15 protein-coding genes are annotated in these 12536 nt (G+C 43.3%); 8 read left to right on the top strand and 7 right to left on the bottom strand.

The genetic code is table 11. From position 1 onward, the window contains the following. Positions 1–136 precede the first annotated feature (136 nt). Genes ACTNC6_RS00610 through ACTNC6_RS00580 form a run of 7 tightly spaced genes read left to right on the top strand, consistent with a single transcriptional unit; the run spans position 137 to position 4994 of the window. A complete protein-coding gene (locus ACTNC6_RS00610; RefSeq protein ID WP_441042946.1) occupies positions 137–1057 on the top strand; it encodes a transglutaminase-like domain-containing protein in 921 nt (306 codons plus the stop codon). A gap of 35 nt (positions 1058–1092) precedes the next feature. Then, entirely contained in the window at positions 1093–2136 is a 1044-nt protein-coding gene (locus ACTNC6_RS00605; protein ID WP_441033742.1) for a type II secretion system F family protein, read from the top strand. A gap of 10 nt (positions 2137–2146) precedes the next feature. Then, positions 2147–2497, top strand: a complete 351-nt coding sequence (locus ACTNC6_RS00600) for a hypothetical protein (RefSeq protein ID WP_433844879.1) — start codon at positions 2147–2149, stop codon at positions 2495–2497. Continuing rightward, positions 2494–2982 (top strand): DUF4860 domain-containing protein, encoded by a 489-nt coding sequence (locus ACTNC6_RS00595; protein ID WP_441042945.1) that lies wholly within the window; start codon positions 2494–2496, stop codon positions 2980–2982. Before ACTNC6_RS00600 ends, ACTNC6_RS00595 begins: the two co-directional genes overlap by 4 nt. A 17-nt stretch (positions 2983–2999) precedes the next feature. Further along, positions 3000–3446, top strand: coding sequence for a hypothetical protein (locus tag ACTNC6_RS00590; RefSeq protein ID WP_173742290.1), 447 nt, complete (start codon positions 3000–3002; stop codon positions 3444–3446). Continuing rightward, on the top strand, positions 3439–3933 hold the full coding sequence (locus ACTNC6_RS00585) for a hypothetical protein (RefSeq protein ID WP_433844876.1): 495 nt from the start codon (positions 3439–3441) through the stop codon (positions 3931–3933). The genes ACTNC6_RS00590 and ACTNC6_RS00585 overlap by 8 nt, the downstream gene beginning before the upstream one ends. Continuing rightward, positions 3930–4994 carry a type IV pilus twitching motility protein PilT gene (locus tag ACTNC6_RS00580; RefSeq protein ID WP_441033732.1) on the top strand — a complete coding sequence of 355 codons (1065 nt, stop codon included), beginning with the start codon at positions 3930–3932 and terminating at the stop codon, positions 4992–4994. The genes ACTNC6_RS00585 and ACTNC6_RS00580 overlap by 4 nt, the downstream gene beginning before the upstream one ends. A 138-nt stretch (positions 4995–5132) precedes the next feature. Here ACTNC6_RS00580 and ACTNC6_RS00575 read toward each other — a convergent pair whose 3' ends face one another. The 6 genes from ACTNC6_RS00575 to rsxC form a co-directional block, all read right to left on the bottom strand. Then, a complete protein-coding gene (locus ACTNC6_RS00575) occupies positions 5133–5633 on the bottom strand; it encodes a COG2426 family protein (protein WP_019162836.1) in 501 nt (166 codons plus the stop codon). Positions 5634–5641: 8 nt separating this feature from the next. Continuing rightward, positions 5642–6697 carry a histidinol-phosphate transaminase gene (gene hisC / locus ACTNC6_RS00570; protein ID WP_441033730.1) on the bottom strand — a complete coding sequence of 352 codons (1056 nt, stop codon included), beginning with the start codon at positions 6695–6697 and terminating at the stop codon, positions 5642–5644. 28 nt (positions 6698–6725) lie between these two features. Further along, positions 6726–7100 (bottom strand): RidA family protein, encoded by a 375-nt coding sequence (locus ACTNC6_RS00565; RefSeq protein WP_019162838.1) that lies wholly within the window; start codon positions 7098–7100, stop codon positions 6726–6728. A gap of 206 nt (positions 7101–7306) precedes the next feature. After that, a complete protein-coding gene (locus tag ACTNC6_RS00560) occupies positions 7307–8185 on the bottom strand; it encodes a methylenetetrahydrofolate reductase (protein ID WP_008706435.1) in 879 nt (292 codons plus the stop codon). Positions 8186–8210: 25 nt separating this feature from the next. Further along, positions 8211–8831 (bottom strand): methylenetetrahydrofolate reductase C-terminal domain-containing protein, encoded by a 621-nt coding sequence (locus tag ACTNC6_RS00555; RefSeq protein ID WP_008706433.1) that lies wholly within the window; start codon positions 8829–8831, stop codon positions 8211–8213. Between the two features lies 1 nt (position 8832). Continuing rightward, positions 8833–10797 carry an electron transport complex subunit RsxC gene (rsxC, locus tag ACTNC6_RS00550; RefSeq protein WP_441033721.1) on the bottom strand — a complete coding sequence of 655 codons (1965 nt, stop codon included), beginning with the start codon at positions 10795–10797 and terminating at the stop codon, positions 8833–8835. Between the two features lie 491 nt (positions 10798–11288). Between rsxC and ACTNC6_RS00545 the strand changes: the two genes are divergently transcribed. Further along, entirely contained in the window at positions 11289–11891 is a 603-nt protein-coding gene (locus tag ACTNC6_RS00545) for an outer membrane protein assembly factor BamB family protein (RefSeq protein WP_441033718.1), read from the top strand. Between the two features lie 113 nt (positions 11892–12004). On the opposite strand, the gene ACTNC6_RS00540 is transcribed toward ACTNC6_RS00545, so the two are convergent. Next, a complete protein-coding gene (locus ACTNC6_RS00540; protein ID WP_441042944.1) occupies positions 12005–12529 on the bottom strand; it encodes a hypothetical protein in 525 nt (174 codons plus the stop codon). Positions 12530–12536: the final 7 nt, after the last annotated feature.

Genomic DNA, 12536 nt, shown 5'->3' with positions numbered 1-12536 from the left:
TATTAATTTTTTTGTAAATTACATTTTCTTTTTCCGCTAATCTGCTATACTGTTGATAGAAATACTTTTTAACCCCAAATACTATCATCTTTATATACACATTTTTTATTTTAAATATACGCAAAGGAACGAACCAATGTCAAAACCTCATTTTGTCCATGTCTTTGTCGTCCTGGTATTGATTTCCTGTCTGGTTCTGGCAGGCTGCGGGACTTCTGCCGGAGACTCCAAAGAGCCTCCCGATTATTCCCCTCTTCAGGTACTGGTTCCCAAAGCTCCCGGGAAAAAAGTTGTAGGAAATTCCCCACTGGCTCTGGATATCTCCAATATCACACAGGGTTATCTCACTGCTGTGGCTGATTCCGCAAGACAAAAGGTGAACGTTCAGCTGACAGCAGACGGTGGAACTACTTATTCCTATTTTATACAGCCCGGTGAAACCGCTGTAATTCCCTTTACAGACGGCAGCGGTACTTATCAGATCTGTTGTTACCAGCAAATAGACGGTACACAATATGCAGCTCTTTTCGCAGAGAATCTGGATGTTCAGTTAGATAATGAATTCCTCCCCTTTCTCTATCCCAATCAGTATGTGAATTTTTCGCCGGAATCAAAGGCCAGTAAGCTAGCCCTCTCCATTGTATCAGAGGGTACCTCCGACATTGATGCCCTTCAGGCAATTTATAATTATGTTATCAGCCATGTCACCTATGATTATGAACTGGCAGAAAGTGTGGATTCTGATTATCTTCCGGATGTAGACCAGACCCTTGAAACAGGAAAGGGAATCTGCTTTGACTACGCCGCCCTTACAGCAGCCATGCTCAGAAGCCGCGACATCCCCTGTAAGCTTCAGATCGGATATGCCGGTACTGTCAAGCACGCCTGGATCAGCATATATATACGCTCCAGAGGATGGGTGGATAAGGCCGTGGAATTCAGTGGCGATTCCTGGTCCCGCATGGATCCCACCTTTGACTCCAACAGCAAGGAAGATGCATCCATCCGGCAATACATAGGAGATGATGAAAATTACACTGTACAATTTACAAGATAAGTCTGCCGCAAGTCTCAGAAAGGAATAAAATTTTCATGAAAGCAAAACTAACCAATCAGGAGCTTTTTTATTTCTGCGAACAGTTTTCTATCCTTCTGCACTCAGGAATCTCCTGTGCAGAAGGAATCCAGCTGATGCTGGAGGATAGTCATACCCAAAAGGGACGAGATTTTTTCCAGTCCCTCCAGACAGATTATGAAGAAAACGGTTCCTTTTATATTTCTCTTCACAATACCGGGCTTTTTCCGGACTCTATGATCTCTTATGTAAAAATCGGAGAGGAAACCGGATGCCTGGACGAGGTACTGAACAGTCTCTCCCTGCACTACCAGCAAGAGATGGAAATATCAGAAAATATTAAAAGTGCAATCACCTATCCCCTTCTCATGCTGGTGATGATGGCTGCTGTGATCCTTATCCTCCTGTCAAAGGTTTTACCTGTATTCCGCCAGGTATTTCAGCAGATGGGACTGGAAATGAATCAGTTCTCCAACGGTCTTTTCCATGCCGGCAGTATGATCAGCCAGTACTCCGCTGTAGTATTCGCCGTGATCCTGGTAATGATTGCTGCTTTTGCTGTTCTTTTCTTTACTTCCAGAGGCCGCATTTATCTGCAAAACCTGGCCGGTCATCTTCCCCATATAAGGGAAATCTCCATTTCTGCCGATTATGCAAGACTGACCCAGGCCATTGCCATGGGACTTCACAGCGGCATGGACCATATTACCACTCTGGAAATGGCCGGACAGCTTATCTCCCAGCCGGATATTAAGAAAAAAAATGCAAAAGCCTGTGCTTTGCTGGAAGAAGGTGCTCTGCTGGAAAATGCACTGTCTGACTCAGAACTTTTTCAGGGAATGGATGCAAGGCTGATCACTGTAGGTCTGCGGGCCGGCTCTGCAGATGAAGTCATGAACCGCCTTGCCCAACGCTACCGCGACTCATCACTGACAGTTACAGGGAATCTTATCTCCATTGTAGAACCAACCATCGTGATCATATTCTCTGTCCTGATCGGTCTGGTCCTCCTTTCTGTAATGATGCCGCTCCTTGGAATCCTTTCTGATATTGCAATTTGAGGTGACCACTATGGATATATTTGAAACAGACAGAGCACGGATAAAAAGAAGACTGCAGGCATTCCTCCCCATACTGCTTCTGGCAGCTGTCTGTCTGATCTTCTATCTGGGCATCACAGGTGCAGGCAGGGAGACTGTCACAAAAGAGCAGACCACTTTAAAAAGAGCGTTGGAGCAGGGAGCCATCCATACCTATGCGCTGACCGGAAACTATCCCCAGAATCTGGAGGAATTGCTTACAGATTATAAAATCTCCTATGACCCTGATAAATTTGTAGTAGAATATGTGCCCAACGGTTCTAACCTGCTGCCCTCCATCAGCGTCCTGGTTCTTTCTCAGCAGAAGGGAGGTCTCTCATGAATAACAAACTCTCTCCCAGACATTCTGTCCACAGGATCTTTGTTGTCATGATCTTTGGCTTATTTCTCCTTTTCCTTTTACTTATGCTTTTATTCGGAGCCAGAGCCTACAGCGTTTCTGTTGCCGGCAGTCAGAAAAATAATAACCTGTACACTGCCTCTGCCTATGTAACAGCCAAATTCCGACAGCATGACACCGGCACAGATCAGGAAATCTACTGTGACACTCTGGAAAATTCACAGGCCCTGTGCATGACCGATATAATAGAGGGAACAAAATATATTACCTATATTTATCTGCAGGACAACAGTCTGAAGGAACTTTTCACAGCTGCAGACACCTCCCCTTCTCCTGAAATGGGAACTATAATTTCCAGTCTCAATGATTTCAGGATACAGGAAACCTCCGGTCACTTTTACCAGATTACATTTCAGGATTGTCAGGGAGAACAGAGCAGCCTGGTTCTGCACTCCGGAACTCCATGACAGAAAGGATGATTACTATGCAAAAGCTTAACAAACGTTCCGGATCCAGTCTCTTTCTGATGGAAATGATCCTTTCTATCCTGATTCTGGCTCTTGCCTGTACTGCATGCATCCGGATTTTCGCCGCAGCCGGCACAGACCGCAGAAAAGCCCGGGAGCTGAATCACATCCAGACGCTGACTGTTTCTGCAGGAGAAATTCTGGAGGGCTGGACCGGAAATCCCGATGACTTTTTATCACTCCTTCCCGGAGGTATTGCAGAATCTGATAAAATTTACTATTATTATGACAAAGAATGGACGATCTGTTCCGAAGATGAGGCACAGTACAGCCTGTCTGTACAGCTTTCCCTCTCAAACACAAAAAAAGAAGCTGAACTGACCTTTTACAACGCTTCTCATACAATCCTATATGAAACTGTTATCACCTTTCCCTTTTCCGGAAAGGAGGCAGGACATGAATAAACGCAGAACTGTATTTCTTTCCAGTGGGTTGCCATCCATGTTTGTCATCTTTTCTATCCTGTGTATGGTGATCCTGTCACTCCTGGCTCTGGGTACTTCCCGTCAGGACCTGCAGACCAGCCAGATGTCCCTGGATCAGACCACAGCCTATTATAAAGCCTGTTCTGATGCCACTGCACAGTATACAGAAATCACAGAATATATCCGGAAAACTGCCGAATCCGCTTCTGACAAAGAGCGCTATCTTTCCCAGATGAAAAATCTGGAAAAAAACTTTAAAAATACTGTCTGGTCCAGACAGTCAGAAACCTTTTCCCTCACTCTGGATTATTCAGACACTCTGGCTCTCTACGTGGAAGCAAAAGCAGAATATGCCGGTGCCTCCACTTTGCCTGATCTCAAAATCATTACATGGAAAACCATCAGTACCGGAACCTGGACTCCAGATACCCGACAGCCTGTTTACAACAAAGGAGAATCTAAATGACATCATCTAATATCCCGGATTTTTTATCCTATTCAGCCACCAGACATGCTTCTGATATTTTTATCATAGCCGGCAGACCTTTATCTGTAAAAATTGACGGCAAGCTTTCTACTTACGGAGAAAGACTTATGCCAGCAGATACGGATGCACTGATCCGGCAGATCTATCAGCTGGCTAATAACAGAAATATTGATCCTTTCCTGAATACAGGAGATGATGATTTCTCTTTTTCTGTCCCCGGACTGTCCAGATTCCGTGTGAATGCCTACAGACAAAGAGGTTCCCTGGCAGCTGTGATCCGCGTGATTGCTTTTGAACTGCCCAATCCCGACATCCTCCATATTCCGGAAGATGTCATGTCCACTGCTGATTTTACCAAGGGTATGGTACTGGTTACAGGTCCTGCAGGAAGCGGTAAATCTACTACCATGGCCTGCCTTGTGGACAAGATCAACCATTCCAGAGAAGGGCATATTATTACCCTGGAGGATCCTCTGGAATATCTGCACAGACATGATCGCTGTATTGTCAGCCAGAGGGAGATCTGCACAGACACAGAAAGCTATCTGGTATCTCTGCGAGCCACTCTCCGCCAGAGCCCTGACGTAATCCTTCTTGGAGAGATGAGAGACTATGAAACGATTCAGACTGCTATGACTGCTGCTGAGACCGGTCATCTGGTTCTGTCCAGTCTGCATACCATCGGAGCTGTCAACACCATAGGACGTATCGTAGATGTCTTCGAACCCTCACAGCAACGCCAGATTTCCATCCAGCTTTCCATGGTTCTTCAGGCAGTCATCTCCCAGCAGCTGGTGCCGGATGTGGAAGGTCACAACATTCCTGTATTTGAAGTGATGCGCCTGAATCCTGCCATCCGAAATATGGTCCGGGACAATAAGGTACATCAGATAGACGGTGTAATTTCTTCCTCTGCTCATGAGGGCATGCGTTCCATGGATCAGAGTCTGCTGGAATTATTCCGGCAGAACCGTATCACAAAAGAAACAGCCTTGAAATATGCCGCCAATGCAGATATGTTGAAACGTAAACTGCTCTGATCTCAGCCAGTATCTGACATTAGCGCACAACAAAAAACACTGACTTCCTATATCTAATAGACATAAGAAGACAGTGTTTTTCTTCTTCTACAATATTGCTCTTATCTGAACATTCTGCATTATACAGTCAATGCTTAATCAGTGAACCAGATTTCCTACAACTCCATAGGAAACTACATACATGATCACGGTTGCCATAATAATTCCGGTAAGGATTGCCAGTGAAGATTTCTTAATATCAATCTCCAGCAAAGAAGCGATCAGAGAGCCTGTCCATGCCCCTGTTCCGGGAAGTGGAATTCCCACAAACAGCGTCAGCCCCCAGAACTCATATTTTTTTACCTGATCACTTTTTCCCATTGCCCGGTCTTCCAGTTTCTGGATCAATCCCCGGAAAATCTTTGTCTTTTTCATCACCTTGAAAATCTTTCTGATGAAAAGCAAAATAAAGGGAATGGGGATAATATTCCCTGCTATACATAGAGGAATTGCCGTCACTGCGGGTATTTTCAGAAGAGATGCCGCCAAAAGCCCTCCTCGTAACTCCAGAAGGGGAATCATAGAAATAAAAAATACCGCTCCCTCTGGAGAAATATACTGTGAAAGGTTATGGGAAAACCATTGTACCAGTGCTTCCATAAAGCCTCCTATTTCAAATATTCTTTCAAAAAGTCAATAAATTTCTGCATTTCTTCCCTGGTTCCAATGGTAATACGAAGGAAGTTTTCTGTACGTCCCTTAGGAAAATATCTCACATAAATATGCTTTTCCCTTAACGCTGCAAAAAGCTCAGCTGCAGGACAGGTCTCATGAGATGCAAAAATAAAATTAGATTTGGAATCCTGAAAAGAAAAGCCAAGGGCCTTTAACTCTTTTTTTGTCCATTCCCTGGTCTCCATGATCTTATTACAGGTTTCCTCAAAATATTCCTGATCTTTCACTGCTGCCACACCGGCAGCCAAAGCTGTACGATCCATAGTATAGGAATTAAAGGAATACTTCACATCATTCAGATATTTGATCAGTTTTGCATTGCCACAGGCAAAGCCAATACGCATTCCTGCCAGAGAACGGGACTTGGAGAAGGTCTGCACTACCAGAAGATTGTCATATTTTTCAATCAGTGAAACTGCAGATGTACCACCAAAATCCACATATGCCTCATCCACGATCACGATTACATCCCGGTTATGACAGATAATATCCTCCACATCCTCCAAGGGAAGTTCTACACCTGTTGGTGCATTGGGATTTGGAAAGATCACTCCTCCGTTTTCTCTGAAATAATCTTCTTTCCGAATGTGGAAATCTTCATCCAGAGCCGGACGCTCATAGGGAATCCGGAACAGATCTGCCCACACATCGTAAAAGGAATAGGTGATATCCGGAAAAAGAACCGGCTTTTCTGAATTAAAAAAAGTCAGAAAGCTCATAGCCAGCACATCATCAGATCCCACACCCACAAAAACCTGTTCATCCTTCAGGTGATATCTCTCTGCAATGGCATGGACCAGATCTCCTGCTGTAGGATCCGGATATAGTCTCAGGGTATCTGTCTCCAGCTCTCTAAGAGCCCTCTCCACCCCCGGTGCAGGGGGATAAGGATTTTCATTGGTATTCAGCTTGATCATATCTGGCTGGTTCGGTTGCTCGCCAGGTGTATATGGAATTACTTTACGCACATTATCTTCCCAGGTACTCATTTTGTATTTCCTTTCTTGGCCGGTTTTCTTATTCTACTACTGCAATCACTTCAACCTCTGCCAGCACATTTTTAGGAAGCTGCTTTACAGCCACACAGGAGCGGGCCGGTTTTCCGGTAAAATATTTATCATAAACTGCATTAAAAGCTGCGAAATCTGCCATTTCCGCCAGGAAACAGGTGGTTTTGATCACATTTTCATAGGTAACTCCTGCTGCTTCAAGGATAGCACCGATATTCTTCATAATCTGTTCCGTCTGTTCTTCAATGGTAGTTCCTACCACTTCTCCTGTAGCCGGGTCCAGCGGAACCTGTCCGGATGCATATACAAATCCATTGGCTACTTTCGCCTGAGAATATGGTCCGATCGCTGCCGGTGCATTCTTTGTCTCAATTGTCTTCATGATGTCATTACCTCCAGTATATTTAGTTTTGTAACTGTTCACAGTTTCACAGTTACAAGTTTTCATTAATGATAGCGCCAAAATCCTGTGCCGTCAATGTTCTTTTTCAAATAAAAGAGCTGTCCGCCCCGGATGCAGGCTTTGCATCCGAAATTCAGACAGCTCCTGATAATAATTTTCAGATTCTCATTTCAGAGATTTACGTTTTAGATCTCAGCCAGTTTCAGCAGATCCGGGATCTTGGATTCCCAACCAAGTGCCATGATATGTACACCCTGACAGTATGGCTTGCACTCTTTGATAATACGTGCAGCAATCTCAACACCTGTGATACCTGCTTTTGTCTTTTCTTTATCTGCTTTCAGTTCCTCAAGCATTTCGTCCGGAACATGAATACCGGCAACATTATTGTTCATGAATTTAGCCATTCCGGCGGACTTCGGAATGATGATACCAACCTGTACAGGTTTTCCGAACTGTTTTGCTTTTTCCATGAATTTGATGAATTTCTCCGGCTCAAATACTGCCTGTGTCTGGAAGTATTCTGCACCTGCAGCTACTTTTCTTTCCATTTTTGCAAGCTGCGCATCAACGGAATCGCTGCATGGAGATACAACAGCACCCTTGGAGAATTTCGGAGGCTCGCCAACCAGTTCGTTTCCGCCAAGATCTACACCGGATTCCAGAAGCTTCACTGTGTGAAGAAGGGATACGGAGTCAAGATCGAATACAGGTTTTGCCTGTGGGTGGTCACCCATCTTTGTATGGTCGCCTGTAAGGCAGAGGATATTGTCAATGCCCAGCATTGCAGCGCTGAGAAGATCAGACTCCAGGGCAATACGGTTTCTGTCACGGCATGCAAGCTGGAAGATCGGATTCATGCCTGCATCCTTGAGAACCTTACACATTGCAAGAGATCCAAGACGCATAACAGAAGACTGGTTATCAGTTACGTTAACTGCATGAACATCCTTAAGGTATGTTTTTGCTTCTTCTACCAGCTCATCTACGTGGATTCCTTTTGGCGGTCCTACTTCTGCAGAAACTACAAATTCACCACGGTCGAATAATTCTTTCATTTTCATTGTACATTGCTCCAATCATTATAATCTATTTTAATTCATCGTCTGTTGCAAAGTTATGAATCTGTGTGGGACATTTCAGCGCGTCAAGGCGTCCAATCTCTTTCAGACGTCTGTAGATGCGTTCCCATCCACATTCCATCTCGCTGTCCACTTCACATTTACCGTTCTTGGAACCACCGCACTGGCCGTTCACAAGGCTCTTTGAACATGCTGTGATCGGGCAGATCCCGCCTGTCAGGTTCAGGTAGCATTCACCGCATTGGTCACATTTGTACTCTAACGGTGTCACGCCCTGGAAACCAGGTACCGGATATGTATCGCAGGCTGCACAGACCATCTTATCTTCCAGATATTCTGAAACGGTCTGTACACCAACACCGCAGGAGAATACCAGAACCAGATCTGCTTCCTGGATCTTGCTCATATGTTTCTTAAGACGTAATTCCATATTTTCCGGATTACAGATGTAATCAGTTGTCATGATCCCTGTCACATTTCCTTCAGCAGCAAGTTCCTTCTGAAGTCGGGCAGCTTCTTTTTCCGGAAAACGAACTTCCTTACATCCATGACAGTTGATAATGAAAACTTTCTTTCCGGCCGTCAGTGATGTAATCGCTTCTTTTGCTTTTAACTGGGTAATCAACATATTACTTCATCCCCCTTACTGCATTTTTTCCGGCTTTGATACTGTTAATGATCGGAATCTTGGAAGAACAGATATACTGACAGCATCTGCACTCAACACAATCCATAACGTTCATGTCTTTCATGCCCTGCCAGTTCTCATCTTTCGCATATTTCACAAAATACAGAGGTGAAAGTTCCATCGGACATACATCTACGCAGCGTCCGCACTTGATACATGGCTGTTCTTTTGTCTCATCCGGTTCAATGGCAATAATACCATTGGAGCCTTTCATCATCGGTACATCCAATGTGTTCAGAGGGAATCCCATCATTGGTCCACCCATCTTAACCAGAACATCGTCATCTGTAAATCCACCGCAGTAATCGATCAGCTCTCTTACGCTTGTACCGATCTTGATAACGAAGTTTCCAGGATTCTTGATCTTCTCGCCTGTTACTGTAGCAACACGCTCAACCAGAGGCATTCCTGTCTGGATTGCATCGGAGATTGCTTTTACTGTACTGATATTATCTACTACAACGCCGACATCTGCCGGAAGACCACCGCTTGGAACAATTCTTCCCATAACGCGCTTAATGAGAGTTTTCTCAGCGCCCTGGGGATATTTAGTTCTTGCAACAAATACTTCCATATTTCCGATATCAGCAACTTTTTTCTGCATTAATTCAATGGCATCCGGCTTATTATCCTCGATAACGATGATACCCTTCTCGGCACCTGTTGTCTTAAGGACTGCTTTCAGACCAAAAATAATGTCATCTGCATACTCAAGGAGTACTCTGTGGTCAGCTGTTAACAGAGGCTCACATTCACATCCGTTGAGAAGGATAGTATCTACCGGTTTTGCAGGTTTAAGTTTGACACAGGTCGGGAAACCTGCACCACCCATACCAACGATTCCGGCTTCACGGATGATATCAATGATCTCATCCGGAGTAAGGTTGTCAAGATCACCATGTGGCTGTACGGATTCGTGCAGAGTATTTTTTCCATCCGATTCAATGACAACAGCCATCACTTCGCTTCCACGTGTACCATGCATACGCGGTTCAACAGCAACTACAGTTCCGCTTACGCTGGAATGTACCGGAGCACTGATAAATCCGGCAGCTTCACCGATCTTCTGACCAACTTTTACAGTGTCACCAACCTGAACAATCGGATTGGCCGGTGCGCCCAGATGCTGTGACATGGAGATTACAACTGTCTTCGGATCCGGGAATTTCTTCAGAGCGATGTGCTCACTGAATTCCTTGCGCTCTGACGGATGAACACCGCCATAATATCCGTCCAGTCTGTCTTCTCTGATGGACTTCACATAGTCGTTGATCACTTTGAAATTAACCTTGGAGAAATCACGAACCTGTACAGGCTGGTTTAAGAATTCTTCCAGACGTCCCTGTTTTGCAAGTCTCTGGTAAATCTTCTCCCATGCACAGTCTTTATTGGGATCTACTTCGCATTTTCCATTCTTTGCTCCACCGCACTGTCCATTGACAAGACTCTTTGAGCAGTCAACGATCGGACAGACACCTCCGGTAATGTTCAGATAACACTGCGCACATGCGTCACAGCTCTTCTTGGTAAGTGCCATGCCATGATGACCTCTGTAGTTAAGGGTGTTGCTTGCAGCAACTACCGGCTTACCTGCCAGATCCGCAACGGTCTGAATACCAAGGCCACAGGAAATTACTACTACATTCTCTGTACCTTCCGGAATCAGATCCTGTAATTTTCTTTCTGTGTGCATCTTGTTGCATAAGAAATCAAATTTCGCACTGCCTGTAACATTCTTTCCCTGATCTGCAGCGAATTTCAGAAATTCGTCACAATCCGGTTCGTCAACAGTTTCAAATTCTTTGAAACATTTGTTGCAGGCAATCACAAACAGGTTGTCCTTACCGTCAAGCACTGATGCAAGTTCATCATTGCTTTTCAGTTTGTACTTAGTATAGTTTTCCAATTGCTCACCTTCCTTATGATAAAATAGTAAAAATTATATCCTTATGGTATCTGCTCTTATACGTTCCCTCCATCTCTCTGCACTCTAAAAAGGGCCAATAAAACCAGATAAATAAGTTCAATATATATTCCTTAATAAATGTATCACAAAATGCTCATTTTATCCAGTTTTATTGGCAAATTTTATAAATTTCTTCTATGGTTTCATCCTAAAATTCTATGAAGTGCAGATATTTGTACTGTAAAAGATATGAAATTAGCAAATTGGATACAATATACCATATTCTATAGCAACCATGACGATTTAACGTCTTCACACAGTTACGCTCTCAAACTCAAATCTTTAGAAATCGCCTTCGGTGATGGAATAATTACTCTCCATACAAGTAAATACTAATGCAGGCTTCAAAAAGATATGATATAATTAAAGAAAATATTTATCCCCCAACCACTCATTTATCAGAAACATTTATCAGAAAGGAGCGTGTTTACATGAAGAAGAAAATCCAACAAATCCTGTTGACGTCACTGTTGTTTGTATTCTCAATACTGATCATATCAATCCCGACTCAGGCTGCCAAACCTGCAGCTACAACCGTTAAATCCAAAACTTCCTATTCCAATTCCAAAGAATCCATGACTGTAAGAGGACTGGATGCAAAGAAAACAGTAGTCTGGAAATACGTTACAAAGAAATATACTGCTACAGAGCTTCCAAGGACAAAATGTATTGTCCGCAAGGATAAGGTTTATGTTTTTGAAAGTTCAAAAATCGTCGTACTTCGAAAAAAAGACGGAAAACAGTTATGGACTGCAAAAAAAATCAGTCCTGCAGGACACCTTTGCAAATTTGACAAAAATGACAATCTATATGTAACCGGATACTACGATAACTATGTTTACAAAGTATCAACAAAAGGAAAGATTCTCTGGAAAACAAACACATCCAAAGCCAATAATTACTGGCCATATAAAATAAACATTTCCGGTAATCAGATGACCATTCTATACGAAATGAATAATAATGATTCGTCAGAAAAAACTCATAAAATAGTTTTTAATATAAAAAATGGTAAAATACTGAAGTATTCCTAGATTACAGCTCATAAAAATAGCGGCAACACTGCCGCTATTTTTGATTGAACACATCTGTTTCTTTTATTCTCCTTTTTATGAACACTTCTGATAATCCTCTCTCAGTACTTGTATCATGAGTTAAGACGCTGTCCGCAGTATTCACAATTGCTCAGACGTCCTTTTATTACCTGATTCTTTGCACCGCAGCTGGTACAGGTAACTGTAATATAAATCTTTTCATTTACACGTCTGTTTGGTGCAGTAATCATAATATAATTTCCTTCTCTGTCTATCTGGATATTCCGGATATATCCCCTGACAATAAATTTTTCCAGTTTTTTTACTGCACCTTTTCCCAGCTCCTGCTCAAGTTTCTCAAATGAGACCGTATTCTGGGCATAAGATTCAAACCAGCAGGCAATTTCCCTGGCTTTTTTCTTCCGTAATGCTTTCTGGACTTCCCTGAAAGTTGGATATAAAAATAACAGACAAAGCAGAATCTCTGTTGCTGCCATTCCCCAGCGTCCTTCACCAATATACTTCTCCGATGCACCAATGGCTCCCAGGGATAAAAGTATGCAGAAGCCACAAAGAACCCACTTCAGTTTTCCCAACACCCCTGCTTTTTTATTTTTTTCTGTCAAAAAATCATTCATGTCTGTT

The organism is Blautia sp. HCP3S3_C4, assembly GCF_052064095.1.
Taxonomy (GTDB): Bacteria; Bacillota; Clostridia; order Lachnospirales; family Lachnospiraceae; genus Blautia_A.
Note: the sequence above shows the minus strand (reverse complement) of the source record. Positions and strands in the feature narration are given on the sequence as shown.